This window comes from Rugosimonospora acidiphila, assembly GCF_039543385.1.
Lineage (GTDB): Bacteria > Actinomycetota > Actinomycetes > Mycobacteriales > Micromonosporaceae > Rugosimonospora > Rugosimonospora acidiphila.
In genome coordinates this window covers 111,695-137,818 of the sequence record NZ_BAABJQ010000016.1, presented here as the reverse complement: position 1 = coordinate 137,818, position 26,124 = coordinate 111,695, and the positions used below count along the sequence as shown (strand labels likewise).

General features: G+C 70.9%; 19 protein-coding genes and 2 pseudogenes. 16 read left to right on the top strand and 5 right to left on the bottom strand.

Annotated elements, in window-relative coordinates:
- Nucleotides 1–49: 49 nt before the first annotated feature.
- The 4 genes from ABEA87_RS25110 (at nucleotide 50) to ABEA87_RS25095 (ending at nucleotide 4,377) form a co-directional block, all read left to right on the top strand.
- Complete coding sequence (locus tag ABEA87_RS25110) at nucleotides 50–1,099, top strand: aldo/keto reductase (protein ID WP_345633439.1); 1,050 nt, start codon at nucleotides 50–52, stop codon at nucleotides 1,097–1,099.
- Nucleotides 1,100–1,301: 202 nt separating this feature from the next.
- Complete coding sequence (locus ABEA87_RS25105) at nucleotides 1,302–1,571, top strand: hypothetical protein (RefSeq protein WP_345633437.1); 270 nt, start codon at nucleotides 1,302–1,304, stop codon at nucleotides 1,569–1,571.
- A 324-nt stretch (nucleotides 1,572–1,895) separates the two neighbouring features.
- Nucleotides 1,896–2,315 (top strand): VOC family protein, encoded by a 420-nt coding sequence (locus tag ABEA87_RS25100; protein ID WP_345633435.1) that lies wholly within the window; start codon nucleotides 1,896–1,898, stop codon nucleotides 2,313–2,315.
- 211 nt (nucleotides 2,316–2,526) lie between these two features.
- On the top strand, nucleotides 2,527–4,377 hold the full coding sequence (locus tag ABEA87_RS25095; protein WP_345633433.1) for a cytochrome c biogenesis protein CcdA: 1,851 nt from the start codon (nucleotides 2,527–2,529) through the stop codon (nucleotides 4,375–4,377).
- Between the two features lie 309 nt (nucleotides 4,378–4,686).
- On the opposite strand, the gene ABEA87_RS25090 is transcribed toward ABEA87_RS25095, so the two are convergent.
- On the bottom strand, nucleotides 4,687–5,094 hold the full coding sequence (locus tag ABEA87_RS25090) for a DUF3224 domain-containing protein (protein ID WP_345633432.1): 408 nt from the start codon (nucleotides 5,092–5,094) through the stop codon (nucleotides 4,687–4,689).
- A 109-nt stretch (nucleotides 5,095–5,203) separates the two neighbouring features.
- Nucleotides 5,204–6,205, bottom strand: a complete 1,002-nt coding sequence (locus ABEA87_RS25085; RefSeq protein WP_345633431.1) for a LacI family DNA-binding transcriptional regulator — start codon at nucleotides 6,203–6,205, stop codon at nucleotides 5,204–5,206.
- Between the two features lie 154 nt (nucleotides 6,206–6,359).
- Between ABEA87_RS25085 and ABEA87_RS25080 the strand changes: the two genes are divergently transcribed.
- From ABEA87_RS25080 to ABEA87_RS25065, 4 genes are read left to right on the top strand one after another with little or no spacing between them, the layout of a single operon-like run.
- Entirely contained in the window at nucleotides 6,360–7,637 is a 1,278-nt protein-coding gene (locus ABEA87_RS25080) for an extracellular solute-binding protein (RefSeq protein WP_345633429.1), read from the top strand.
- On the top strand, nucleotides 7,634–8,635 hold the full coding sequence (locus ABEA87_RS25075) for a carbohydrate ABC transporter permease (RefSeq protein ID WP_345633424.1): 1,002 nt from the start codon (nucleotides 7,634–7,636) through the stop codon (nucleotides 8,633–8,635). The genes ABEA87_RS25080 and ABEA87_RS25075 overlap by 4 nt, the downstream gene beginning before the upstream one ends.
- Before the next feature lie 2 nt (nucleotides 8,636–8,637).
- Nucleotides 8,638–9,501: a carbohydrate ABC transporter permease gene (locus ABEA87_RS25070; protein WP_345633423.1), complete on the top strand. Its 864-nt coding sequence runs from the start codon at nucleotides 8,638–8,640 to the stop codon at nucleotides 9,499–9,501.
- A 45-nt stretch (nucleotides 9,502–9,546) separates the two neighbouring features.
- Nucleotides 9,547–11,835 (top strand): beta-xylosidase/alpha-l-arabinosidase, encoded by a 2,289-nt coding sequence (locus ABEA87_RS25065; protein WP_345633422.1) that lies wholly within the window; start codon nucleotides 9,547–9,549, stop codon nucleotides 11,833–11,835.
- A gap of 155 nt (nucleotides 11,836–11,990) precedes the next feature.
- On the opposite strand, the gene ABEA87_RS25060 is transcribed toward ABEA87_RS25065, so the two are convergent.
- Entirely contained in the window at nucleotides 11,991–12,716 is a 726-nt protein-coding gene (locus ABEA87_RS25060) for an SDR family oxidoreductase (RefSeq protein ID WP_345633421.1), read from the bottom strand.
- A 353-nt stretch (nucleotides 12,717–13,069) separates the two neighbouring features.
- Between ABEA87_RS25060 and ABEA87_RS25055 the strand changes: the two genes are divergently transcribed.
- Nucleotides 13,070–13,672 (top strand): CGNR zinc finger domain-containing protein, encoded by a 603-nt coding sequence (locus tag ABEA87_RS25055; protein WP_345633420.1) that lies wholly within the window; start codon nucleotides 13,070–13,072, stop codon nucleotides 13,670–13,672.
- A 226-nt stretch (nucleotides 13,673–13,898) separates the two neighbouring features.
- Here the strand turns inward: ABEA87_RS25055 and ABEA87_RS25050 are convergent, their stop codons facing one another.
- Both ABEA87_RS25050 and ABEA87_RS25045 read right to left on the bottom strand, forming a co-directional pair.
- The gene (locus ABEA87_RS25050) at nucleotides 13,899–14,549 is read right to left on the bottom strand and encodes an MBL fold metallo-hydrolase (RefSeq protein WP_345633418.1); all 651 of its coding nucleotides are present in this window, start codon (nucleotides 14,547–14,549) and stop codon (nucleotides 13,899–13,901) included.
- Nucleotides 14,550–14,553: 4 nt separating this feature from the next.
- Nucleotides 14,554–15,249: a maleylpyruvate isomerase family mycothiol-dependent enzyme gene (locus ABEA87_RS25045; RefSeq protein ID WP_345633416.1), complete on the bottom strand. Its 696-nt coding sequence runs from the start codon at nucleotides 15,247–15,249 to the stop codon at nucleotides 14,554–14,556.
- A gap of 208 nt (nucleotides 15,250–15,457) precedes the next feature.
- Here ABEA87_RS25045 and rsgA point away from each other — a divergent pair, with 208 nt between their 5' ends.
- The 7 genes and pseudogenes from rsgA to whiA all read left to right on the top strand — a co-directional run bounded on the left by rsgA (nucleotide 15,458) and on the right by whiA (nucleotide 26,011).
- Nucleotides 15,458–16,573 (top strand): ribosome small subunit-dependent GTPase A, encoded by a 1,116-nt coding sequence (gene rsgA, locus ABEA87_RS25040; RefSeq protein ID WP_345633414.1) that lies wholly within the window; start codon nucleotides 15,458–15,460, stop codon nucleotides 16,571–16,573.
- A gap of 259 nt (nucleotides 16,574–16,832) precedes the next feature.
- A pseudogene (gene uvrA, locus ABEA87_RS25035) lies at nucleotides 16,833–19,766 on the top strand (excinuclease ABC subunit UvrA); the annotation flags it as partial.
- 428 nt (nucleotides 19,767–20,194) lie between these two features.
- Nucleotides 20,195–20,680 (top strand): Rieske (2Fe-2S) protein, encoded by a 486-nt coding sequence (locus ABEA87_RS25030; protein WP_345633412.1) that lies wholly within the window; start codon nucleotides 20,195–20,197, stop codon nucleotides 20,678–20,680.
- A gap of 209 nt (nucleotides 20,681–20,889) precedes the next feature.
- A pseudogene (gene uvrC, locus ABEA87_RS25025) lies at nucleotides 20,890–22,776 on the top strand (excinuclease ABC subunit UvrC); the annotation flags it as partial.
- A 350-nt stretch (nucleotides 22,777–23,126) separates the two neighbouring features.
- The gene (gene rapZ / locus ABEA87_RS25020) at nucleotides 23,127–24,011 is read left to right on the top strand and encodes an RNase adapter RapZ (RefSeq protein WP_345633410.1); all 885 of its coding nucleotides are present in this window, start codon (nucleotides 23,127–23,129) and stop codon (nucleotides 24,009–24,011) included.
- 58 nt (nucleotides 24,012–24,069) lie between these two features.
- Nucleotides 24,070–24,996, top strand: a complete 927-nt coding sequence (locus ABEA87_RS25015; RefSeq protein ID WP_345633409.1) for a gluconeogenesis factor YvcK family protein — start codon at nucleotides 24,070–24,072, stop codon at nucleotides 24,994–24,996.
- A 34-nt stretch (nucleotides 24,997–25,030) separates the two neighbouring features.
- The gene (gene whiA / locus ABEA87_RS25010; RefSeq protein ID WP_345633408.1) at nucleotides 25,031–26,011 is read left to right on the top strand and encodes a DNA-binding protein WhiA; all 981 of its coding nucleotides are present in this window, start codon (nucleotides 25,031–25,033) and stop codon (nucleotides 26,009–26,011) included.
- Nucleotides 26,012–26,124: the final 113 nt, after the last annotated feature.

Here is a 26,124-nt window from a genome sequence, read left to right as displayed (position 1 = left end):
GGCCAACGGCCGCCGGGCGATCGGCGGAACAGCGCCTAAGCTGGCGCGCATGGAGTATCGCGCACTGGGCCGATCCGGCCTGCAGGTATCCGTGTTGACTATGGGCACGATGACGTTCGGCGGTACCGGGAACTTCGCCAACGTCGGTAATACCGATGTGGACGAGGCTCGCCGGCAGCTGGACATGTGCCTGGCGGCCGGGGTGAACCTGATAGACACCGCCGACGTCTACTCGGGCGGGCTGTCCGAGCAGATCGTGGGGGAGGTGCTGCGTGGCCGCCGGGACAAGGTCCTGCTGGCCACCAAGGTGCGCATGTCGATGGGCTCCGGCCCGAACGACGCCGGGCTGTCCCGCCACCACATCGTCTCGGGCTGCGAGGCCAGCCTGCGCCGGCTGGGCACCGACCACATCGACCTTTACCAGGTGCACGAGTGGGACGGCGTGACCCCGCTGGAGGAGACGCTGGAGGCACTGGACCTGCTGGTGCGCTCCGGCAAGGTGCGCTATGTGGGCGCGTCGAACTATGCCGGTTGGCAGCTGATGAAGGCGCTCGGCACCGCGGAGCGCCACGGCCTGCCCCGGTTCGTCAGCCAGCAGATCTACTACTCGCTGCAGGCCCGTGACGCCGAGTACGAGCTGATCCCCGCCGCCGTCGACCAGGGGCTCGGCGTACTCGTCTGGAGCCCGCTCGCGGGCGGCCTGCTGTCCGGCCGGTACCGGCGCGACCAGCAGCCGTCGGCGGGTTCCCGGCAGCTGACCGAGTGGGGCGAGCCGCCGGTGTACGACCGGGAGAAGCTCTACGACACCGTGGACGCGCTCATCGAGATCGGTCAGGCGCACGGCGTCTCGGCCGCCCAGGTGGCGCTGGCCTACGTGCTCGGCCGGCCGGCGGTGACCTCGCTCGTCATCGGCGCCCGCACCGGCGAACAACTCGCCGACAACCTCGCCGCGGCCGACCTGGTCCTGGACGCGGAGGAGCGCAAGCGGCTGGACGATGTCAGCGCCATCCCGCTGCTGTACCCCTACTGGCACCAGGCGAAGACGGCCCGGGACCGGCTGTCCCCGGCCGACCTGACGCTGCTCGGGCAGTACCTGTAACGATCGACGACCCGCTGGCGCCGGGCATTCCTGTTGGGGTGCCCGGCGCCCGTTTGGGTAACGCCTGATCCCGTTCAGACCATATATTCAAAGAATGGTCTGACCACGAGATCGCCCGGCCGCGCCGGGACCGTTCCGGCCGCCGGTGGTGACGGGGCCGCTCCGAACGCCGGTGGCGGCTGAGCCGCTCCGGGCGCCGGAGTTGGCTGGCTGGCCCGCGGCGATCCCGGGCCGCAGATCGGGCGGCAACTCCTGGCCGCGGCGCGCGACGCCGCCTCCGGCAGCGAACTCAACGGATCCGCCCGCCGTCGCCGGCCGGGTCACCCCACGCCGTACCCACCAGGTCATCTCGGGTCCGATCCCGACCGGCGGATCGGTGGCCAGCATCCCGTACGCCTACACCGTCGACCCGGCCGCCTCGGTGAAGTCCATCGTGACCACCGGTGCCGGCACCGGCAAGATCACCACCTGAGCTACCCGAACCACCCGAATCACCAGCTCGGCGACCAATCCGGGTACGGCGGGTGCCACCGGCGCCGCCATACCCGGGCACGTTTCGAGTGCCGGCCGGCCCGGATCGTGGGCCTCCGTCCGGTGCGGGGCCTCCGCTTCATCCCGGATCGCCGCCCGCCGCGGGCGGGCCCGTCCGCGGCGGCCCCTCCGCGGGCGGCCCGTTCGGGGGCGGCCCGTTCGGGGGCGTGGCTGCGCGGGCGCCGGCCATCGTGGGTGCGGTTTCGCCCGGCCCCGCGCCCGGGACCTGGCCCGCCGGCCCGGTTTGTCCGCATACGATGCTTCCATGCGTGTGTTTCGAGTGATCCTGCCGGTCGGGGACATCGATGCCGCCGCGCATTTCTACGCCACGCTGCTGGGCCAGGACGGCGAGCGGGTCACCGCCGGCCGGCACTACTTCGACTGCGAGGGCGTGCTGGTCGCCTGCTGGGACCCCATCGCCGACGGCGACCCCGATTGGACCGGCCCGAATCCGGGTCACGTTTACTTCTCCACCGGCGAACCGCTGGACGACGTCCGCTCCCGCGCCGTGGCGCTGTCCGCCGCGCTCGATCCGGTGCGCGGCGAGATCGAGGTGCAGCCCTGGGGCGAGCGCTCCTTCTTCGCCCGGGACCCGTGGGGCAATCCGTTTTGTATCGTGGAGGACGGCACCGAGTACCAGGGCGGCTCGTTCAACTGGCCGGGTTCGGACATCGGTGAGTCCTGATCGCCGCCCGGGGCCGGGTCCGTCCGCGTAAGAGGGCTGTAAGGACTTGGTACCGGGGTGTCCTGGTCGCCGTCGTCCGGCCTGAGCATCATGGAGCCATGTCTGTCGGCAGGTTCGTGGCGGCCGGCCGGCGGATGCGCACCGGCCCCCGGCCTGTGCGCCGGGGGTCGGCGCCTGCCAGCATCGCGGATGGCGTCGTGACCGGATCGCGATGCAGGCCGTCCAGGTACCGGAGGATCCCGTGCTCACGCTCGTCCTGATCGGTCTCGTCGGCGGCCTGATCACCGGCATCTCGCCCTGCATCCTGCCCGTCCTCCCGGTGATCTTCCTGTCCGGCGGCGTGCAGAGCGCTCGCACCGCACCGGGTGCGGCGGGCGACGACAGTCCGGCGAATGGCAAGTCGGGAAGCGGCAGGCCGGGCGCCGGGAAGGCTGCGCCCCGGGTCGGCAAGCGCCTCGCGGCGCAGCAGCGGGAGCGCGAGCGGCGCGCGGGCCGGCGGCCGTACCTGGTCGTGGCCGGGCTCACGCTGAGCTTCAGCGTCTTCACGCTGCTGGGATCGCTGGTGTTGCGCGCGCTTCCGGTGCCGCAGGACATCATCCGCTGGGTCGGCCTGGCGGTGCTGGTGCTGCTCGGCCTCGGCATGATGGTGCCGCGGGTGCAGGCGCTGCTGGAGTTGCCGTTCTCGCGGATCCCGCAGCGCGGGGTGAGCGGGGAGCGCGGGGGTTTCGTGCTCGGGCTCGCGCTCGGCGCCGTCTACGTCCCGTGCGCCGGGCCCGTCCTCGCGGCCATCGCGGTCGCCGGGGCCACCGGCAAGATCGGCGGCGGCACAGTCGTGCTGACCCTGGCGTACGCCGCCGGCAACGCCGTTCCGCTGCTGTTCTTCGCGTTGGCCGGGCGCAGGCTCGCCGAGCGCCTGCGGGCCTTCCGCCGCCGGCAGCGCCGCATCCGCATCGCCGCCGGTGTGGTGGTGATCGGGCTGGCCGTGGCGCTCACGTTCAACATCACCGACGCCATCCAGCGCACGATCCCGGACTACACCACCGGCCTGAACGCGGCGGCGCACGCTGCCGGGGGCAGCCTCGCGAAGGCCCTCGGAGGCAGCGCCGGCGGCTCGCTGGCCGCGTGCGCGGGGGCGGCGGAGGCGGGCGCCGGTGCGACCCTGGAGAACTGCGGCGCGGCGCCGGCGATCTCGGGCATCACCCAGTGGCTGAACACGCCTGGGGGAGCACCGATTAGCCTCAGCTCGCTCAAGGGCAAGGTCGTGCTGGTCGACTTCTGGGCGTACTCCTGCATCAACTGCCAGCGCGCCATCACCCATGTCACCGCGTGGTACTCGGCGTACCAGGCCGACGGCTTCGAGGTGATCGGGGTGCACACCCCGGAGTACGCCTTCGAGCACGTGGCCAGCAACGTCGAGGCCGGCGCCAACCGGCTGCACATCAAGTACCCGGTCGCGCTGGACAACAACTACACGACCTGGACCAACTACAACAACGAGTCGTGGCCGGCCGACTACCTCATCGACTCGACCGGCACGGTGCGTAACGTCTCGATCGGCGAGGGCGACTACGGCGGCACGGAGTCCCTGATCCGGCAGCTGCTGCAGGCCGCCAACCCGAACGTCAGCCTGCCCGCGGCCACCAACGTCGCCGACACCACGCCGACCAACGCGAGCCAGACCCCGGAGACGTACCTCGGGTTGGCGCGCGCACAGACGTACGGGGGCGACACGCCGTTGCAGCCCGGTACGGCCACCTACAAGTACCCCTCCTCGGTACCCGCCGACGAGTTCGCCCTCACCGGCACCTGGTCGGCCAGCGACGAGTCGCTGACCGCCCAGGCCAACGCCGGCATCACGCTCAACTACCTGGCCGACGACATCTACCTGGACGTCGGCGGTACCGGCACGATCACCGCCACGGTCGATGGGAAGACCACCACGTACCAGGTTTCGGGCGCGCCGAACATCTATACGGTGCTCAGCCGCACGAGCCAGGAACAAGGCATCCTGCGGGTGACCCTGTCGCCGGGCCTGAGCGCGTACTCCTTCACCTTCGGCTGACCCCGGGCGCCCCGTCGGGCACCGAACCCGGACTCACCGGGCGGCTGGCGTGGGGTCCGTCCCGGATCGCGGATCCCGCTGCCGATGACTCGGCGCGGGTGAGCCGGATCGACGGCGCCGTGCTCGCGGCGATGCGTCCGGGAGCCTGGCTGGTGAAATCACCCACCCCCGCACGGTCGCGACCGCTCACCCGGCCGCGCTGACCAGCGACTATTCCCGGGCCGCCAGCCGACGGCTGGGCGAGGCGCTGGCCGGCTACCTGCGCGGGGAGCCGCCGGCCGTCGGGCGGCTGGCCTGACCCGACGCGCGCTATCGCCGCAGGTCGTAGTCGAACCAGATCCGGTGCGTACCGTCCGCGTCGACGGCGATGCCGCCCGTCCCACCGATCCCGGCCAGCGCACCCGTTCCGCTGCGCGGAACGATGATGAAGAATTCGTCCTGGCCGCCCGCGCCCATGGTGGTCGCCGAGTGCGCGAAGTTGAAGGCGCCCACGCGGCCGTTCAGCTCCCCCTCGAAGGACTCCATCGCGACGTAGGTGCCGGTGCTGGTGGCCTGATCGAACGCGGCGGTGAACAGGGTGGCCGAGCGACCCGCCACCTCACCCTCGTACAGCTTGTCCATGGTGGCGACCCCGACCGGCAGCGCCGTCTCGATCGCCGGGCCGGCCACCGGCGCCGGGGTGAAGCCGGCCACCTTGAACGTTCCTGACGCACGCATGCCCGGATCGTATGCCGCCGCCGGCCGCCGGCCCGAGCTGTCGGCTCCGACCCGCCGAATGGGTCCTGGCCGGACCGGGCCCGGCGGCGGACCCGGCACGGCGGCGGGCTCAGCGCGGCGGGGTGCAGGAGTCGCGCACGACCAACTCGGTGGGCAGCCGCACGTGCGTGTCGCGTTCGACGCCGGCGATCAGATCAACGAGCAGGCGCAGCGCCTCGGCGCCCATCTGCTGCAGCGGCTGCTTGATCGTCGTCAGCGGCGGTCTGCTCAGCGCGGACTCGGGTACGTTGTCGAAGCCGATGACCGACAGGTCGTCCGGGACGGTCAGGCCGAGGCCACGCGCGGCCATCACGGTGGCGATCGCGGAGAGGTCGTTCGCGGCGAACACGGCGGTGGGGCGTTCGGCCCGGCTGAGCAGCTCGCGCGCCGGACCCTCGGCGGACTCGGTCCGGTAGCCGCCGACGCGGACCAGCGCCTCGTCCACGCCGACTCGCGCCTGCGCCATCGCCTTGCGGAAGCCGGCCTCGCGCAACCGGGCCGACTCGAGGTCGGGCCGTCCGCCGATGAACCCGATGCGCCGGTGGCCGAGCCCCAGCAGATGATTGGTCGCCAGCATGGCGCCGGCGAAGTTGTCGGAGTCGACGGTCGGCATCCCCGACGGCCCGGTGTGCGGGTCGATCGCGACCACGTGGACGCCCTGCTTGGCCTCCACCACCGTCGGGGTGACGAGGATGGCGCCGTCGATGAGCGTGCCGGACAGGCGGGCGAGCGATCGTCGCTCCCAGCCGACCTTGGACCCGCGCGCACCGGCCGCGTACGCGAGCAGCTCGTAGTCGGTCCGCTCCACCTCGGCGGACGCTCCCTTGAGCAGTTCGGTGGAGAACGGCTCGAACTCGGCGACCAGGATGCCCAGCACGTTGGTGCGCTGGCTACGCAGGCTCTGTGCGCCGAGGCTAGCCTCGTAGCCGAGCTGCTCGATGACCCGCTGTACGCGGTCCACAGTGGACTGTGCGACCCCCCAGCGTCCATTGACTACTTTCGATACGGTCGCCACCGAGACGCCTGCCGTGCGGGCGACGTCAGACATCTTCACGCGTTGCGGGATCTCCACGCAAGGGATGATAGAGGGCTTGCGGCCACGTTTCGCAAACGTTATCGACATCGATTGACATCAGGTTTGCACGCTGTAACACTCGCCACAGTCGATCGAGTCAGCGACAACCTTAGGAGACCCTATGATCATGAGGCGCCGGTCAGGCGCTATCTTGGCGCTGGTTGCGACGGTCGCCCTTGTCGCGAGCGGATGTTCCAGCGGCGACGACAGCAGCAGCCAGTCGACGGGGGACCTGTACAAGCACCCGGTGACTCTTACCTGGTGGCATAACGCGAACCAACCGGGCCCGCTGCGGGATTACTGGCAGAAGGTCGCGAACGATTTCCACGCCCTCCACCCGTCCGTCACGATCAAGATCTCGGCGATCGAGACCAATGATCTCCAGCACAACCGGATCCCCGCCGCGCTGCTCAGCGGCAATCCGCCGGACCTGTTCGAGGCCTGGGGCGGTGGCGAGATGGCCGACCAGGTGAAGTCCGACTACCTCAAGGACCTCACGGCCGACACCAAGACCGAGGTCGCCAGCATGGGCCCGGTGTCCAAGATCTGGGCCGTCGACGGCAAGCAGTACGGTCTGCCGTGGGACTTCGGCATCGAGGGGATCTGGTACAACAAGGACCTGTTCACCCAGGCCGGCATCAGCTCTCCGCCCACCACCCTGGACGAGCTGACCAGCGATGTTGCCCAGCTCAAGGCCAAGAACATCACCCCGATCGCGGTCGGCGCCGGTGACAAGTGGCCCGCCGCGCACTGGTGGTACAACTTCGCCGTGCGTGAGTGCTCCGCCGCCACGCTGGCCAACGCGTCCACCAAGCAGAGCTTCGACGACCCCTGCTTCGCCAAGGCCGGTCAGGACGTGCAGAGCTTTGTCGGCACCAACCCGTTCCAGCCGAACTTCCTCGCCACCTCCGGCCAGGTCGGCGCGACGAGTTCGGCCGGTCTGGTCGCCAACGGTAAGGCCGCGATGGAGCTCATGGGCGCCTGGGACGGCGGGGTCATGCAGACCCTGACCCCAGACCAGAAGGAGCCCACCTTCCTCGGCTGGTTCCCGTTCCCGTCGGTACCCGGAGCACAGGGCGACCAGGGCACCCAGATGGGTGGCGGTGACGGCTTCTCGTGCTCGAAGAAGGCTCCGCCGGAGTGCGTGGAGTTCCTCAAGTACATCGTGAGCCCCGAGGTGCAGAAGGGCTTCGCCCCGACCGGCGCCGGGATCCCCACCGTCAAGGGTGCCGAGACCGGCCTGGCCGACCCGGTGCTCCAGATCATCGCGAAGGCCACCCAGCAGGCACCCTCGGTGCAGCTGTGGCTCGACACCGCCTTCGGCTCCAACGAAGGTACCGCGATGAATGACGCGATCGTCGCCATCTTCGCGCACAAGGGCACGCCCCAGGGTGTTGTCGAGGCGTTGAAGAAGGCCTCGGCGCGGTGACCGCCACCGAACCGTCTGTGAGCCTCGCCGGACGCGCGGACGCGCGCCCGGCGAGGCTCCGGCCCACCGGACCCAGTCGTGCGGCCCGTACCCGCCGCAAGTGGTACGAGATCATCGGGCTCACCGGGCCGGCGTTCATCGTCTTCACGGTGTTCGTGCTGGCACCGATCGGCTTCGCCGTCTACTACAGCCTCTACAAGTGGAGCGGGTACGGCTGGCCGACCGAGTTCCGCGGGCTGGACAACTACTTCGGTCCCTTCGGGGCGTTCCGCGACCCCATCTTCCTCGACGCGCTGCGCAACAACGCCATCATCATCGGCGGCTCGTTGGTGATCCAGGGGCCGCTGGCGCTGGCCATGGCGCTGCTACTCAATCGGCGCTTCCGCGGGCGCGCCGTGTTCCGGCTGCTGGTCTTCGTCCCGTACGTGCTGGCCGAGGTCACGGTCGGCATCATGTGGCAGCTCATCCTGCTGCGCGGCGGCACCGTGGACACCCTCCTGACCAGCCTGGGACTGGGCAGCCTGATCACGGGTTGGCTGGCCAACCTGCACATCGTCCTCTGGACGATGCTGTTCATCCTGACCTGGAAGTACACCGGCTTCGCCCTCATCCTCTTCCTCGCCGGCATGGCCAACATCCCGACCGAGCTGACCGAGGCCGCCGCGATCGACGGCGCGAGCTGGTGGCAGATCCAGCGGCACATCACGATCCCGCTGCTCGGATCCACCATCCGGATCTGGATGTTCCTGTCGATAATCGGTTCGCTGCAGCTGTTCGACGTGCTCTGGGTCGCCTCGACGCCGGCGGTTCGCTCGCTCGGTGCCTCCAACTCGATGGCCACCTACATGGTCGATCACGGCTTCAACGAACGCGAGTGGGGCTACGGCAACGCGGTGGCCGTGATCCTGTTCGTCATTTCGTTCCTCGCCGCGCTGCTGTTCCAGCGCTTCGTCCTGCGCCGTGACATCGAAGGCGCCCAGACCCGAAGGGTGAGGTGAACATGGCCGCGACCGCCACGCTGCCGAGCCTTGGCCGCAACCGGCGACCGAAGAAATGGAGCAACCCGCTCACGTACGTGCTGGCGCTCGCGGTCGCCGCCGTCTCGATCGCTCCGGTGGTCTACGTCGTCCTCGGCGGATTCCGCACGACCGGCCAGATCGCCGCGCACCCCGCCGGGCTGCCCCACCCGTGGGTCTGGGGGACCTACGCCAACGTGCTGACCCAGCCCACGTTCTGGCACGAGCTGCTCAACAGCCTACTCATCGCCGTCGTCACCACGCTCGGCGTGATGGTGTTCGGGGTCTGCGCCGCCTTCGTGCTCGCCCGCTATCAGTTCCGTGGCCGCGAGGGGCTGTACACCTACTTCACGCTCGGGCTGCTCTTCCCGGCGGCGGCCGCGATCCTGCCGCTCTACCTGCTGCTGCGCGACCTGTCCCTGGCCAACACGTACTTCGGTGTGATCATCCCGCAGGTCGCCTTCCAGCTGCCGATCACCATCGTGATCCTGCGCCCCTTCCTCGCCGCCTTCCCGGCCGAGCTGGAGGACGCCGCGTTGATCGACGGCTCGGACAAGCTCGGCTTCTTCTGGCGCATCCTGCTGCCGCTGTCCCGGCCCGCGCTGGTCACCGTGGCCGTGCTCGCGTTCGTGGCGAGCTGGAACTCGTTCCTGCTGCCGCTGCTCGTTCTCCAGGACGACAGCATGCAGACCCTGCCGCTGGGCGTGCAGAACTTCTCCGCCGAGCACAGTCAGGACACCGCCGGCGTCCTGGCGTTCACGTCGTTGGCCATGATGCCTGCCCTGCTCTTCTTCAGTTTCGCCGAGCGGCAGATAGTCGGGGGCCTGCAGGGCGCGGTCAAGGGATAGTGCCGCGGGGATCCGATACCAACAAGGGCTGGGGAGAAGCACAACATGACCGAGGTTCCGACCTTGGCAGGCGTCAGTACGGAACGGCGGGAGCGCATCCTCGAGCTGCTGGGCCAGATGACCCTGGAAGAGAAGCTGGCGCAGATCGTCGGGTTCTGGGAGAAGGAGGATGGTGAGGCGGTCGCGCCGCTGCAGGGTGAGTTCGGCGCCCCCACCAACCTGGCACAGTTCACCCGCCACGGGCTCGGGCACCTCACCCGCGTGTACGGCACGCGCCCGATCGAGGCCGCCGAGCGGGCCCGCTGGCTCTGGGAGTTCCAGCGCGGGTTGGTCACCGGCACGAGGCTCGGCATCCCCGCGATCGTGCACGAGGAGTGCCTCACCGGCCTGTCGGCGTGGAAGGCGGCCACCTTCCCCACCCCGCTCGCGTGGGGCGCCACCTTCGACCCCGAACTGGTGGAGCGGATGGCCGCCGGGATCGGGGAGTCGATGCGGGCACTGGGTGTCCACCAGGGACTGGCGCCCGTACTCGACGTCGTCCGTGACCCCCGATGGGGACGGGTCGAGGAGTGCATCGCCGAGGACCCGTACCTCGTCGGCACGATCGGCACCGGCTACGTACGGGGCCTGCAGTCGCAGGGAGTGCACGCCACGCTCAAGCATTTCGTCGGCTACTCGGCCTCCCGTGCCGGGCGCAACTTCGCCCCCGTGAGTGCCGGCGCCCGCGAGGTCGCCGACGTGCTGCTGGTCCCGTTCGAGCTGGCGATCCTGGACGGCGGGGCGCGCTCGGTGATGCACTCGTACGCCGAGATCGACGGCGTGCCCGTCGCCGCGGATCGCGGCCTGCTCACCGGCGTGCTGCGCGACCTGTGGGGCTTCGAGGGCCCGGTCGTCGGCGACTACTTCAGCGTGGCGTTCCTGCACCAGCTGCACCACGTCGCGGCCGACCTGGGCGACGCCGCCGTCCAGGCGCTGACCGCCGGGGTGGACATCGAACTGCCCACCGGGGACGCGTACCTGGCGCCACTGGCCGAGGCGGTCCGCGCGGGACGTGTCGACGAGGCGCTCGTCGATCGGGCCGTGCTGCGGGTCCTGCGCCAGAAACTCGAGCTGGGGCTGCTCGACGCGACCTTCGCCGAGGAGCCGCCCGGCGGGGTGGACCTCGACTCTCCCGAGCACCGTGCCATCGCGCGCAGGCTCGCCGAGGAGTCGGTCGTGCTGCTGCGCAACGATGGCGTGCTGCCCTTGGCGGCGGCGCGGCGGATCGCGGTCATCGGCCCGAACGCCGACCGGCCGGCGGCGCTTTTCGGCTGCTACTCGTTCCTCAACCACGTGCTGGCGCAGCATCCCGGGGTCGACGCGGGTATCGCCGTACCGACGGTGCTCGGCGCCCTGCGCGCCGAGCTCGGCGCGGTTTCGTTCAGCGCCGGGTGCGGCGTCGACGACGCCGACCGCTCCGGGTTCGACGCGGCGGTGGCCGCCGCCACGGAGGCCGAGGTCGCCGTGCTCGTCATGGGCGACCAGGCCGGACTGTTCGGGCGCGGCACGGTCGGCGAGGGCTGTGACCGCGACGACCTCGAACTGCCAGGGGTCCAGCGCGACCTCGTCGAGGCCGTGCTCGCTACCGGTACGCCGACCGTGCTGGTGCTGATCACCGGCCGCCCGTACGCGGTGGGTTGGGCCATGCGGCGGTGCGCGGCGGTCGTCCAGGCGTTCTTCCCCGGCGAGGAGGGGGCCGGCGCGGTCGCGGGTGTCCTCTCCGGCCGGATCAACCCCTCGGGGCGGCTACCGGTCAGCCTCCCGCGCGCGGCCGGGGCGCAGCCGTACTCGTACCTGCACGTGGCCCTGGGCGAGGGCGACGAGGTGACGAGCCTCGCCACCACGCCGGCGGCCCCGTTCGGGTTCGGGCTGTCGTACACGACCTTCGACTACGGCGACCTGACCGTGCCCGAGGAGGTACCGACGGATGGTGAGCTGACCGTCTCCGTGCGGGTGACGAACACGGGATCCGTGGCGGGCGACGACGTGGTACAGCTCTACGGCCACGACCTTGTGGGGTCCGTGACGCGGCCCGTGGCGCAGTTGCTCGGTTACCGGCGGGTGCACCTGGCGCCGGGCCGATCGGTGACCGTACGGTTCACTGTCCCGACGGCGCGGCTCGCGTTCAGCGACCGCACGTACACACGGGTGGTCGAGCCCGGCGAGGTCGAGCTGTGGGTCGGCACCAGCGCGCGGCGCGAGGCCCAGGCGCGGACGGTGCTGGTGGGGCCGATCTGGCCGATCACCGTGGACTGCCCGCGATGGACCCGGACGGAGCTGCCGCCGTTGGCATGAGGACGGGGGCGGGGGAGCCGGGTCCGGAGCGGGGCGCCGCGCCGCGCGAGAGCCATCGCGTCAACTGACGAGGGCGGGATCGCCGGGCGCCGCCGCGCCCGGCGATCCCGTGTCACGAAGAGGCGATCACCGAGACGTCCCGCGTTCCGCTATCACTAGGCGAGTTCGGCCCGCGAGCGGATGACGATTTCGCTGACGTCGACGTCGGCCGGCTGGTCGATCGCGTAGGCGATGGCACCCGCGACGGTGGACGCGGGGAGGTTGAAGCGCTCGGCCATCGACTGCACCCACGCCATGGTGGCGGGGTCGCCGCCCTGGAGCAGCTCGGACTCGGTGAAGGACGGGCTGATCTCGGTCACCCTGATCTGGTCGTCTTCCTTGCGCAGGCCGTCGAAGATCGCGCGCACCGCGTACTTGGTGGCGCTGTAGACGGACGTGGCGGGGGCGACGTAGTGGGCCAGGGCGGAGGACACGCTGACGAAGTGACCGTGTCCCTGGGCCTTCATCAGCGGCAGGGCCGCCGCGATGCTGTTGAGGGCCCCCTTGATGTTGACGTCGATCATCTGGTTCCAGTCGTCGACCCGGGTGTCATCAAGGCGCGACAACGGCATGATGCCGGCGTTGTTGATCAGGACATCGATTCGGCCGTGCCGGGTGTGGGCGCCCTCGACGAAAGCCTTGACACTCTCGGGGTCAGTGACGTCCAGCGCCGCGTGCTCGGCGTTGTGGCCGGCCTCGCGCAGCTCCCGGGTGAGGGCTTCGAGGCGGTCCACGCGGCGGGCGCCGAGCACCACGTGGTGCCCGTCGGCGGCGAGTCGGCGAGCGGTGGCGGCACCGATCCCGCTGCTCGCTCCGGTGATGAGGACGATCTTCGAGGACATGTGCTACTCCAAGGCTTGTGAAGTCCGGCCGTGACGGTGAGAGCCGGGGAACCCCCGATGAGGATTTCCAGGCAGCGCCCGGGGAGACCGTGCGGCGTCTGGCACGGGCCTCTCAACCTGAATACACGAACGGCTTTTGCTTATCTCTGTGACGGTCGACACGGGTGTTGGAACCTGGGTGCCGGCGACGCGTGCATCCCAGGTTTGCACCTCGCGAACCTTGGCGTCAAGCTGGATCGACGAAGCCAACGTCACATCCTTATGCCGTTAGCTTATGTCATGCTCGTTGATCCAAGACGGATCCAACCGCCAGCCCTAGCCGTCGTACCATTAGCAGTGACATAAGGAGGGTCATGACCGAAACTCCCACGGCCACCCCGCCGTTCGCCTCGGCCAACCTGCTGCTGGAGTTCGTCAACACGCAGCCCGGGCCGAAGCGCGCCCGGGACCTGCTCGACGACCGGGCGGCCCTGGTGGAGTGGCTCACGTCACAGAACCTGTACGACGGCGAGGCGGTCATCACCGACGCGGACGCCGCGGCCATCCGCGAACTCCGTGGCGCCTACACGATCGTCTTCCGCGAGCACGTCGGCTGCGTACAGGGGGCCGAGCTCCTCGGCGGAGCGGAGCAGTTGCTACGGGCCTACGGTCAGCGCTACCCGCTGACCCCGGTCATCGAGGCCGGCGGCTGTACCTTCCAGCCCTCGCACACCGGAATCGTCGGCGTCTTCGAGACACTGCTCGCGGCGGCCGTCGACCTCACCACCCGCGACCTGTGGCCCCGGCTGAGGATGTGCAGTTCCTCCTCCTGCTACCAGGGCTTCTACGACCGCACCCGCAACTCCTCGGGCCGTTACTGCAGCATGCGGTGCAGCCAGCAGGCCGCCTCGCACGCCTACCGTGACCGGCAGAAGAAGAGCTGCGCCACCGAGGTCGCTGCCACGCGGGCGGTGTAGGGGGTCGGTTCGCCGACTCACCCGTGACGCGACCGCTTCCTTCGCCGGCGGTGGTACCGGAACTACTGACCGCCCGCGCGGTGCGGGTGAGGCTGGTGGTTCGGTCAGGTGCGGAGCCGCTCCGTCGGCTGTCCGGTGACGCCCGTGATGACGTCGAAGTCCTTGTCGACGTGGAGCAGTGTGTGGCCGGCCCGTCCGGCTCACGCCTGTCCCACGACATCACGAGCTACCAGCCGCGGGCCCGCCACTCCGGGACGGCCGCCCGCTCGGTACCCAGCGTGCTGTCCTTGCCGTGACCCGGGTAGAACCAGGTCTCGTCCGGCAGCTGCCCGAACACCTTCGTTTCCAGGTCGTCCATCAGCGAGTTGAAATCGGTCGGGCTCGTCGTCCGGCCAGGCCCGCCGGGGAACAGCGAGTCCCCGGTGAACAGGTGCGGGATGCCGGACGGGTCGCGGTACAGCAGCGCGATCGAGCCCGGCGTGTGCCCGACCAGGTGGATGACCTCCAACGCGCAGTCGCCGACCGGGATGGCGTCGCCGTCCTCGACCGGCTCCGAGGCGACCGGCAGCTCACCGGCGTCCACCCGGTGCGCCAGCGACCGGGCACCCGTCGCGCCGACCACCTCGGACAGCCCCTGCCAGTGGTCGGCGTGCCGGTGGGTCGTGACCACGGTGGACAGGCCGGCCGTACCGGTCAGGGACAGCAGCCGCTCCGGCTCGTTGGCGGCGTCGATCAGCACCTGGTCGCCCGTGCTCACACAGCGCAGCAGGTAGGCGTTGTTGTCCATCGGGCCGACGGAGACCTTGGTGATCACCAGGTTGGGAAGCTCTCGAACCTGCGGAGCCGAGCCCGGTGCGACGTCGCCGGTGTAAGCCATATTCTCAGATCCAATCCGGGAGAGCGGGAAGTGGCCCGATCGGTTCGACGACGAGTCCGTCGCCCGTGGAGCGGCCGGTGAGCCAGGCGGCCAGGGCGTACGCCGGTCCGTTGATGGTCGGCGGGCCGCCGGTACCGACGACCACCGGGTGGCCGAGCGACGCCGCGCGCAGGGTGCAGGAGATGCCCTCGCGGCCGGTCGCCACCTCGTGCAGCAGTCGGTGCGCGAAGGCCTCCGGCCAGTCCCGCGGCGCGTAGTCGGCGCCCAGGTCCGCGTGGTGGATCTCGACCTCGCGCAGCCGCCGCCAGGGCACCAGCGCGGCCGGGATCGGGCCGGTCCGCACGGACAGCTCCGCCGACCAGGCCTCGGCGGGCAGCGCCGAGGCGGCCTCGGCGAATCGGGCGGAGCTGTCGCGCAGGTCCGCGATCTGGTCCGCGAGCGGACGTCCCGCGCCCGCCTCGATGTCCGACTCCCGCACCTCCCAGCTCGGGTACTGCGGCGTAACGACGCCGGTGCGCGCCCAGGTCAGCAGGTTGACCATGCTGTCGGCGTTGCGGGCGAGGTGGGTCAGCACGTGGCCCTGGGACCAGCCGGGTAGCAGAGACGGTGCGGCCGGGTCCTTCAGCGCGTCGGCGGTGGCGATGACCCGTTGGGTGGCCCGGTCGAGGTCGGGGATGAGTGCGAGCGGATCCGCTGTCACGCCACCGACCGTACCGTTAATGCGTTTCCCTCGCGCGAGCGCCCGCCGTACCGTCGATACCGATGCGTGCCGGAACCGGCCAGCGCCGCGGATCCGGCGCTCGCGCATCGCGTCCGCGCGGTCAGCGGCATGGCGAGAGGAGGTGGGCCCGGTGCCCCGAAGTCGCGCGCTGCCCGCCTCATCCCCGTTCTCCGCGAAGTAGGGACTCATGACGTTCGACCTCGCGTCCCTCGGTTGGGACGCCGATTTCGCCTCCGCGTACGCCGAGCTGACCCACGGGGCGCCGCCGAGGAGGTCGGGTGCCGCTCTGTCCGGGTACCGACCGGCCCGGGTCGCCCGGGTGGATCGCGGCGTGTGCACCATCTTCACCGCGGACGGGGCCGACCGGGCCAGCCTGGGCGGCGATTGGCTGGCCCGGTGCGCCCGGGATCCGGTCTGGCTGCCGTGCGCCGGAGACTGGTTGGCGGTGCGGACCTGGCCCGACCGGCGCACCACGATCGAGGCCGTGTTGCCCCGGCGTACCCGCATCCTGCGGGCCACCGCCGGCCGGGACTCGCGGGGCCAGGTGCTGGCGGCGAATCTCGACGTGGCCGCGGTCGTGGAGCCGATGGCGCCGGCGCCCGACCTGGCCCAGATCGAACGGCTGCTCGCCCTGGCGATCTCGTCTGGCGCCCGGCCGCTGGTACTGCTCACAAAGGCCGACCTGCTGGCCCGCCCGGAGCCGGTGGCGCGGCAGGTCGCCGAGGCGACCGGTGGAGTGGAGGTGATCACGGTCAGTGCCCAACGGGGTACGGGCCTGGACCGGCTCCGCCCGCTGGTGGCCGCGGGGCGCACCCTCGGGCTGCTCGGCCCGTCGGGATCGGGCAAATCGACGCTGGTCAACGCGCTGGCCGGGGCGCCGGTGATGGGTACCCGGTCGATCCGCCGCTCGGACGGGCGGGGGCGGCACACCACCACGTACCGGGTGCTGGTTCCGCTGCCCGGCGGCGGTGCGGTGCTGGACACCCCGGGCGTGCGGGCGGTCGGACTGTTCGACTCCGAACCCGGGCTCAGACAGGTCTTCGCCGAGATCGACCGGCTTGCCGAGGGGTGCCGGTTCGCCGACTGTGATCATGATCTGGAGCCCGGGTGCGCGGTGCGCGAGGCGCTGGCCACCGGCGAGCTGACCGCGCGGCGCCTGGACAGCTGGCGCAGGCTGCGCCGGGAGCTGGACGGGCAGTCGCGCCGGCGTGACGCCCGGCTGGCCGTCGAGTCCGGGGCCGAGTGGCGGCGCCGGCAACGGCAGGGACGCGCGGCTGGCCGGGTTGGGCACTTGCCCGGCTGACGCGTGATATGTTCGTCGCCGAACAGCTGTTCGAGCGAGGCGCTTGTCGTGACGGTCAGCTCGTCGTGATGAGACCGTCGTGCGATCAGCGGGCTGGATGCCGAAGCGACCAGCGGGGCGGGTGCCGGAATAGTCGCCGGCGCGGGAGAGTTGGCTCCTGCTGTCGTGGTCGACGAAAAATGTCATACGGCGTAGCTATGGTTGCGGCGGCATCCTCGTGCCAGGACATAACGGGACAAAACTCTGGAGTGGGCGGGCCGTGGCCGACCGACTGATCATCCGTGGTGCGCGGGAACACAACCTGCGTGACGTGAACCTCGACCTTCCTCGCGACGCGATGATCGTTTTCACCGGCCTATCCGGCTCCGGTAAGTCCAGCCTCGCCTTCGACACGATCTTCGCCGAGGGCCAGCGCCGCTATGTCGAGTCGCTCTCGTCGTACGCGCGCCAGTTCCTCGGCCAGATGGACAAGCCGGACGTCGACTTCATCGAGGGGCTGTCCCCGGCGGTGTCGATCGACCAGAAGTCGACCTCCCGCAACCCGCGCTCGACCGTGGGCACGATCACCGAGGTCTACGACTACCTCCGGCTCCTGTTCGCCCGGGTGGGCCAGCCGCACTGCCCGGTCTGCGGCGAACCGATCTCCCGGCAGACCCCGCAGCAGATCGTCGACCGGGTGCTGGCCATGCCGGAGGGCACCCGGTTCCAGGTGCTCGCCCCGGTGGTGCGCGGCCGTAAGGGTGAATATCTGGACCTCTTCGGTGAGTTGCAGTCCAAGGGGTACGCGCGGGCCCGCATCGACGGCGTGGTGCACCCCCTGACCGAGCCGCCGAAGCTGAAGAAGCAGGAAAAGCACACCATCGAGGTGGTGGTCGACCGGCTCACCGTCAAGGCGAACGCCAAGCAGCGGCTGACCGACTCGATCGAGTCGGCCCTGGGGCTGGCCGGTGGGCTGGTGGTGCTCGACTTCGTCGACCTGCCCGAGGACGACCCGCACCGCGAGCGCCGCTACTCCGAGCACCTGGCCTGCCCGAACGACCACCCGTTGGCGATCGAGGACCTGGAGCCTCGGGCCTTCTCCTTCAACGCGCCCTACGGCGCCTGCCCGGAATGCACCGGCCTGGGGACCAAGAAGGAGGTCGACCCCGAGCTGATCATCCCGGACCCGGAGCGGTCGCTGCGCGAGGGCGCCATCCAGCCCTGGTCGGGCGGGCACACCCTGGACTACTTCCTCCGGCTGCTCGAAGCGCTGGGCAAGGAGGAGGGCTTCAACCTGGACACCCCGTGGCGGGCGCTGTCCACCCGGGCCCAGAAGACCATCCTGTACGGCGCCGATGACCAGGTCCACGTCCGGTACCGGAACAAGTTCGGCCGGGAGCGGTCGTACTACACCGGCTTCGAGGGCGTGATGCAGTGGATCGAGCGCCGGCACGCGGATACCGAGTCGGAGTGGTCGCGCGACAAGTACGAGGGGTACATGCGCGACATCCCGTGCCCCACCTGCGGCGGCACCCGGCTCAAGCCGGAGATCCTGGCCGTCACCATCGACGGGCGCAACATCGCCGAGGTCTGCGGGCTGTCCATCGGTGAGTGCGCCCAGATACTCTCCGAGTTGGAGCTGACCGACCGGCAGAAACTGATCGCCGAGCGGGTGCTCAAGGAGATCAACGCGCGGCTGCACTTCATGCTCGACGTGGGGCTGGACTACCTGTCGCTGGACCGGGCCGCCGGCACGCTGTCCGGCGGCGAGGCGCAGCGCATCCGGCTGGCCACCCAGATCGGTTCCGGCCTGGTTGGCGTGCTGTATGTGCTGGACGAGCCGAGCATCGGGCTGCACCAGCGGGACAACCACCGGCTGATTGAGACGCTGGTGCGCCTGAAGAACCTGGGCAACACGCTGATCGTCGTCGAGCACGACGAGGACACCATCCGCACGGCCGACTGGATCGTGGACATCGGGCCGGGCGCGGGTGAGCACGGCGGGCACATCGTGCACGCCGGTCCGTTCGACAAGCTGCTGACCAACGAGCGCTCGATGACCGGGGCATACCTGTCCGGCCGGCGCTCCATCCCGGTCCCGGCGGTGCGCCGCCCCCAGACCCTGGACCGCCAGCTGGTGGTGCACGGTGCCCGCGAGCACAACCTGCGCAACCTGACCGTCACCTTCCCGCTGGGGCAGTTCATCGCGGTCACCGGTGTGTCCGGCTCGGGCAAGTCGACGCTGGTCAACGACATCCTGTACGCGGTGCTGGCCAACCAGATCAACGGCGCCAAGCTGGTACCGGGCCGGCACACCCGGATCACCGGCATGCACCACGTGGACAAGGTGGTCGGCGTCGACCAGTCGCCGATCGGGCGCACGCCACGCTCGAACCCCGCGACCTACACGGGTGTGTTCGACAACGTTCGCAAGCTGTTCGCCGAGACCACCGAGGCGAAGGTGCGCGGGTACGGGCCGGGGCGGTTCTCGTTCAACGTCAAGGGCGGCCGGTGCGAGGAGTGCGCGGGCGACGGCACCAAGAAGATCGAGATGAACTTCCTGCCCGACGTGTACGTCCCGTGTGACGAGTGCAAGGGGGCCCGGTACAACCGGGAGACCCTGGAGGTGCACTACAAGGGCCGGACCATCGCCGAGGTGCTGGACATGCCGATCGAGGAGGCGGCCGGCTTCTTCGAGGCGATTCCGGCGATCCACCGGCACCTCAAGACGCTGGTCGACGTCGGCCTCGGGTACGTGCGGCTGGGCCAGCCCGCGCCCACCCTGTCCGGCGGCGAGGCGCAGCGGGTCAAGCTGGCCAGCGAGCTGCAGAAGCGCTCGACCGGCCGCACGGTGTACGTGCTGGACGAGCCGACCACCGGCCTGCACTTCGAGGACATCCGGAAGCTGCTCATGGTGCTGGAGGGCCTGGTCGACAAGGGCAACACGGTGATCGTGATCGAGCACAACCTCGACGTGATCAAGACTGCCGACTGGCTGATCGACATGGGCCCGGAGGGTGGCCACCGCGGCGGCGTGGTGGTCGCCGTGGGCAGCCCCGAGGAGTTGGCGGAGACGCCGGAGAGCCACACCGGGCAGTTCCTGCGCCACACACTGGGCCTGACCGGCGAGCCGAACGGTTCCGACGAGGCGTTGGAGCGGGCCAGCAAGGCGAACGGCGCGACCGCCAAGAGCCTCCCGACCGCGACCCGCGCTCCGGCCGGCAAGAACGGCACCGGTCCGGCCGGCAAGGACGGGACCGCCGGCAAGAACGGCGCCCCGGCCCCGAAGAGCGCCGCGGCCAAGAGCCCGTCGGCGAAGAGTTCGGCGGCGAAGAGTCCGGCGACGGCGAAGAGCCCGGCGGCCAAGAGCCCGACCGCCAAGGGCACCCCGACCCCCGCCGGCGCTACGGCCAAGAACGGGACGGCCCGTGCCTCGGCCGCGAAGTCCACCCAGGCCAAGAGCGGTCAGGCCGCCGCCAAGCCATCGACCAAGAGCGCCGGCCAGGGTAGCGTTGCCCCGAAGCCGAGCGTGAGTTCCGCCTCAAGAAGAAGGGCCACTTCGCCCCGTAGCTGAACCATGTGGGGCAAACTGGCGTGTCAACCAGTGCAGAGGGTTGACCACGTCGGTTTGTAGGAGAGGCAATGAACGATACGGATAGCGTGGATCTACCGCGCCGCAAGCTGATGCTTGCCGGCGTCGGCGCGGCCGGTGCGGTCGTGGCACTGGCCGCATGCGGAAGCTCCGGCGCGGCGACGGGCGCGGGCAACCCGGCCGGCAACTCCAACAACGACGCGGGTGCGGGCCCGGCGGACGGGGGCGACTCCTCCAGCGGCGGCTCCGACGGCCCCGCCATCAAGGTCTCCGAGATCCCGTCCGGCGGCGGCATGGTCTTCCCGGGTCAGAACATCGTGGTCACCCAGCCGACGGCCGGCAACTTCAAGGCCTTCAGCGCCACCTGTACGCACCAGGGGTGCCAGGTCTCCAAGGTCCAGAACGGCACCATCGACTGTCCGTGCCATGGCAGCCAGTATTCGATCACCGACGGCTCGGTCAAGGCCGGCCCGGCGCCGAGGCCGCTGGCCAGCAAGACGGTCACCGTAACCGGCGACACCCTGACCGTGAGCTGATCGGCGGGTTCACGCTATGCGGGTCGGGCCGGCGGTGCGGCCGGTCCGACCGATCCAAAGGCCGATGTGGCCACCCCTCCGCAATCCGCATGGCGCCGCCGGTCAGTCTGGCTCGGCGCGTCTGGCGTCGAGCGACGATCCGGACCCGTCGTCCGGCTGCCCGCGATGGTTCCAGCGGTAATGTCAGACCACCGGACTAGGCTTGCTGCGTGCCCGATCCGACCACGTATCGCCCGGCGCCCGGAACGATCCCCGATGCGCCCGGTGTGTACCGGTTCTACGACCCCACCGACCGGGTGATCTATGTCGGTAAGGCCAAGAGCCTGCGCAGCCGGCTCAACTCCTACTTCGCCGACCCCTGGACGCTGCACCCGCGTACCCAGCAGATGGTCACCACCGCCGCCCGGGTCGACTGGATCACGGTGGGCACCGAGGTCGAGGCGCTGCAGCAGGAGTACACCTGGATCAAGGAGTACGACCCCCGCTTCAACGTCAAATACCGCGACGACAAGTCGTACCCGTTCCTGGCGGTCACCCTCAACGAGGAGTTCCCGCGCCTGCAGGTGATGCGCGGCGCCAAGCGCAAGGGTGTGCGCTACTTCGGGCCGTATTCCCACGCCTGGGCCATCCGGGAGACCCTCGACCTGCTGCTGCGGGTGTTCCCCGCGCGCACCTGCTCGGCCGGGGTGTTCAAGCGCTCCGGGCAGATCGGCCGGCCCTGCCTGCTCGGCTATATCGGCAAGTGCTCGGCGCCCTGCGTCGGGCAGGTCGACGCGGACGAGCACCGGCGGATCGTCGACGAGTTCTGCGACTTCATGGCCGGGCGCACCGACACCATGGAGCGCCGGCTGCAGCGGGAGATGCACGCCGCCTCCGACGCGCTGGAGTTCGAGAAGGCCGCCCGGCTGCGGGACGACCTCACCGCGCTGCGCCGGGCGATGGAGAAGCAGGCGGTGGTGTTCGGTGACGGCACCGACGCCGACGTGGTGGCCTTCGCCGAGGACCCGCTCGAGGCCGCGGTGCAGGTCTTCCACGTGCGCGGCGGGCGGGTGCGCGGGCAGCGCGGCTGGGTGGTGGAGAAGACCGAGGAGCTGGACACCGGCGACCTGGTGCACCACTTCTGCAGCCAGGTCTACGGCGCCGAGACCGGCGAGGCCGACGTGCCCCGGGAACTGCTGGTGCCGGCCCTGCCGCCGGACGCCGAGGCGCTGACCGAGTGGCTGTCGGAGCACCGGGGCAGCCGGGTGCAGCTGCGGGTGCCGCAGCGCGGCGACAAGCGCACCCTGCTGGAGACCGTGGCGCGCAACGCCGCCCAGTCGTTGGCGCAGCACAAGCTGCGCCGGGCCGGCGACCTCACCACCCGGAGCAAGGCACTGGAGGAGATCGCCGAGGCGCTGGGCATGGAGCAGGCGCCGCTGCGGGTGGAGTGCTACGACGTGTCCCAGATCCAGGGCACCGACGTGGTCGCCAGCATGGTCGTCTTCGAGGACGGGCTGCCCCGCAAGGCCGAGTACCGGCGGTTCGCGGTGCGCGGCGCCACGGACGACCTCTCGGCGCTGTCGGAGGTGCTGCGCCGGCGGTTCGCGCGGTACGTGGAGGCGGTGACGGCCGGGGACGGCGACCCGGACCGCCCCGGCGTCGACCCGGAGACCGGCAAGCCGCGCAAGTTCGCCTACCCGCCCCAGTTGCTGGTGGTCGACGGCGGCGCCCCCCAGGTCAACGCGGCCGCCGAGGTGCTCGCCGAGTTCGGCATCACCGACATCACGCTGTGCGGGCTGGCCAAGCGGCTGGAGGAGGTGTGGCTGCCCGGCGAGGACTTCCCGCTGATCCTGCCGCGCGCCTCCGAGGGCCTGTACCTGCTGCAGCGCGTCCGCGACGAGGCGCACCGCTTCGCGATCACCTTCCACCGGCAGCGGCGGTCGAAGCGCATGACCGCGTCGCAGCTGGACTCCATCCCGGGCCTGGGCGACACCCGGCGCAAGGCGCTGCTGGCCCGCTTCGGTTCGCTGCGGCGGCTGGCCGCGGCCGGCCCGGACGAGATCGCCACGGTGCCCGGCATCGGTCCGCGCACCGCAGCCGCGATCGTGGCCGCGCTGCGCGGCGATGAAACGGCGCCGGACGCGGTGCCAAACGCCGACGGGGCGGTGGATGCGGCGTCGGACGCCGACGCGGTCGCGGATGCGGGGCCGCAGGGTGACGTGGCGGTGGATGCGGCGCCGGACGCCGGCACTGCGGCGGACGCGGCGCCAGGCGCCGGCGCGGTGGCGATCGCGGGCGGCCCGGCGGGCGGCGGGCCCGCGCCGGGCAGCGATGATCATGTGGCAGGCGAGGTCATCGAGGCCCCGAGCAGGGGCGAAGAAGCCTAGTTGGGCAGTTCGCCTAGGATTTGGAACGCCAGCGCCGTCACGCCCGACCCGTGGTTGGCGCGCCACGCGAGGGGGGAAGCGTGATCGAGGAGGAGCAGCCGCGCTCCGATACCGACCTGGTGATCGTTACCGGCGTGTCCGGCGGCGGGCGAAGCACCGTGGCCCGCGCCCTGGAGAACGTCGGTTACTACGTGGTCGACAACCTGCCGCAGGCGCTGATGCTCGACATGGCCGAGCTCGCCCACCGGGCCGGTGGCACCGCTCGGCAGACGGCGATGGTCCTCGACGTGCGCAGCAGGGCGTTCTCCACGGATCTGGGCGGGGCCGTCCAGGCGCTCAAGGAGCGCGGCTACAGCCCTCGGGTGGTGTTCGTGGACGCCGACGACGAGGTGCTCATCCGTCGTTTCGAGAATGTCCGGCGCTCGCACCCGCTGCAGGGCGACGGCCGGCTGGCCGACGGCATCGCGGCGGAGCGGGAGCTGCTGCGCGAGGCGCGCGAGGCGGCCGACGTGCTCATCGACACCAGCCACCTGAACGTCAACCAGCTACGCAGCCGGGTGGAGGAGCTGTTCGGCGGCGAGGACGCCCGGCGGCTGCGGGTCACCGTGCTGTCCTTCGGCTTCAAGTACGGCCTGCCGCCCGACGCCGACTTCGTGCTCGACGCCCGCTTCCTCCCCAACCCCTACTGGGTGCCGGAGCTGCGCGATCACACCGGGCAGGAGCCCGAGGTCAGCCGGTACGTGCTGGGCCAGCGCGGTGCGGTCACCTTCGTCGAGACGTACGCGCGACTGATCAATGCCACCGCGCCCGGCTTCGAACGTGAGGGCAAGCGATACCTGGCCGTCGCGGTCGGCTGCACCGGCGGTAAGCACCGCAGCGTGGCCATCGCCGAGGAGCTGGCCCGCCGGCTGCGCGAGTTGCGGGTGGTGGCCAACGCGCACCACCGGGATCTGGGTCGGGAATGAGCGCGGCCGCGATCCGCGACGCGGCCCGGTGGCGCCGGGCGGCGGGATGTGGGCGCCGATGAGGGTGGTGGCCTTCGGCGGCGGTCACGGGCTGTCCGTCTCACTGCGCGCGCTGCGCCGCGTACCGGACCTGGAAATCACCGCGGTGGTCACGGTCGGTGACGACGGTGGCTCCAGCGGGCGGCTGCGCGCCGATCGGGGCGTGCTGCCGCCGGGCGACCTGCGTCAGGCCCTCGCCGCGCTGGCCGGCTCCGATCCGCTGTCGGCGGGCACCGCCGACCTGTTCCAGTACCGGTTCGACGGAGCCGATCCGCTGGGTGGGCACACGGTCGGGAATCTGGTGCTGTGCGGGCTGATGGAGCTGCACGGGGACGCCGTGGCGGCATTGGACCACGCCGCAGCCCTGCTGCACTCGGCCGGCCGGGTGCTGCCCATGTCGCGGGTACCGGTGGAGATCGAGGCCGAGGTGCGCCACGCGTCCGGCGTGGTCGAGTCGGTGCGCGGGCAGCATGAGGTGGCGATTACACCGGGTCACGTTGAGGTGGTCAGGATCCTGCCTCCCTCGCCACCGGCATGCGCCGAGGCGGTGCGCGCGGTCGAGGCCGCCGACTGGCTGATCTTCGGCCCCGGATCCTGGTACACCTCGGTGATCCCGCACCTGCTGGTACCCGAGCTGGCGGCGGCGATCCTGGCCAGCCCGGCCCGCCGGGTCGTGACGCTCAACCTCGCCGCGGAAAAGGAGACCGCCAGCCTGCCGGTACCCGACCATCTCCACGCGTTGACCCGTTACCTGCCGGGCCTGACGGCAGATGTAGTTCTTGCGGATGGGAAAGCTGTAGGTGACCCCGAACCAGTGCAGCGTGCGGCAGAATCGCTGGGTGCGCGCCTTGTCCTGGCTCCGGTAGCGGTCGATTCCGGGTGCCCGCGACATGATCCGTCCGCGCTCGCGGTGGCCCTGTCACCAGTGTTGGGGACCGCAAGGTGAAACAAAGTTGGGGTGGGCGTGAGGTGACCAGACGATGGCGATGACGGCTGCGGTCAAGGACGAACTCAGCCGGGTGGACGTTCCCAAGCCGTGCTGCCGGCGGGCCGAGATGGCCGCCCTGCTGCGGTTCGCGGGTGGGTTGCACATCGTCTCCGGGCGGGTGGTGGTCGAGGCTGAGCTGGACACCGGCGCGGTGGCCCGCCGGCTGCGGCGGGAGATCGCCGAGGTGTACGGGTACCCGAGCGAGATTCACGTGCTCGCGTCGGGTGGCCTGCGCAAGGGCAGCCACTACATCGTGCGGGTGGTCAAGGACGGCGAGGCCCTGGCCCGCCAGACCGGGCTGCTGGACGTGCGCGGCCGACCGGTGCGCGGCCTGCCGCCCCATGTCGTGTCGGCCAACGTGTGCTGCGCGGCGGCGGCCTGGCGCGGTGCGTTCATGGCGCACGGATCGCTGACCGAACCGGGCCGGTCGTGCGCGCTGGAGATCACCTGCCCGGGGCCGGAGTCGGCGCTGGCGCTGGTCGGCGCGGCCCGCCGCCTCGGCATCGCGGCCAAGCCCCGCGAGGTGCGCGGGGTCGACCGGGTAGTGGTCAAGGACGGCGACGCGATCGCCCAGATGCTGACCCGGATCGGTGCGCACGCCAGCGTGCTGGCGTGGGAGGAGCGGCGGGTACGCCGCGAGGTGCGGGCGACCGCCAACCGGCTGGCGAACTTCGACGACGCGAACCTGCGGCGTTCGGCGCGCGCGGCGGTGGCCGCGGCGGCCCGGGTCACCCGGGCGCTGGAGATCCTCGCCGAGGACGCGCCCAACCATCTGACCAGCGCCGGCAGGCTGCGGTTGGAGCACCGCCAGGCGTCGCTGGAAGAGTTGGGCGCGCTGGCCGATCCGCCGCTGACCAAGGACGCCATCGCCGGGCGGATCCGGCGGCTGCTGGCCCTGGCCGACAAGCGGGCCCGTGATCTGGGCGTACCGGACACCGAGGCCGCGGTCACGCCGGAGATGCTCGCCAGCTGATCCCTCGCCCCACGCTCCCCGCGACGCCTGCCCGGGAACCTTCCGAGAAAGGGCTGGCCAGCGGGGGCGTCAGGGGGTGTTCTCCCGCGCGACGAGCCGGCCTCGCCGCGCTC

Bases quoted from the DNA above. Each gene is read 5' to 3' on its own strand.
- whiA (WP_345633408.1), top strand. From the start codon at position 25,031: ATGGCGATGACGGCTGCGGTCAAGGACGAACTCAGCCGGGTGGACGTT.
- ABEA87_RS25110 (WP_345633439.1), top strand. From the start codon at position 50: ATGGAGTATCGCGCACTGGGCCGATCCGGCCTGCAGGTATCCGTGTTG.
- ABEA87_RS25090 (WP_345633432.1), bottom strand. From the start codon at position 5,094: ATGCGTGCGTCAGGAACGTTCAAGGTGGCCGGCTTCACCCCGGCGCCG.
- ABEA87_RS25070 (WP_345633423.1), top strand. From the start codon at position 8,638: ATGGCCGCGACCGCCACGCTGCCGAGCCTTGGCCGCAACCGGCGACCG.
- rsgA (WP_345633414.1), top strand. From the start codon at position 15,458: ATGACGTTCGACCTCGCGTCCCTCGGTTGGGACGCCGATTTCGCCTCC.
- ABEA87_RS25015 (WP_345633409.1), top strand. From the start codon at position 24,070: ATGAGGGTGGTGGCCTTCGGCGGCGGTCACGGGCTGTCCGTCTCACTG.
- ABEA87_RS25100 (WP_345633435.1), top strand. From the start codon at position 1,896: ATGCGTGTGTTTCGAGTGATCCTGCCGGTCGGGGACATCGATGCCGCC.
- ABEA87_RS25030 (WP_345633412.1), top strand. From the start codon at position 20,195: ATGAACGATACGGATAGCGTGGATCTACCGCGCCGCAAGCTGATGCTT.
- ABEA87_RS25095 (WP_345633433.1), top strand. From the start codon at position 2,527: ATGCAGGCCGTCCAGGTACCGGAGGATCCCGTGCTCACGCTCGTCCTG.
- ABEA87_RS25065 (WP_345633422.1), top strand. From the start codon at position 9,547: ATGACCGAGGTTCCGACCTTGGCAGGCGTCAGTACGGAACGGCGGGAG.
- ABEA87_RS25060 (WP_345633421.1), bottom strand. From the start codon at position 12,716: ATGTCCTCGAAGATCGTCCTCATCACCGGAGCGAGCAGCGGGATCGGT.
- ABEA87_RS25055 (WP_345633420.1), top strand. From the start codon at position 13,070: ATGACCGAAACTCCCACGGCCACCCCGCCGTTCGCCTCGGCCAACCTG.
- ABEA87_RS25050 (WP_345633418.1), bottom strand. From the start codon at position 14,549: ATGGCTTACACCGGCGACGTCGCACCGGGCTCGGCTCCGCAGGTTCGA.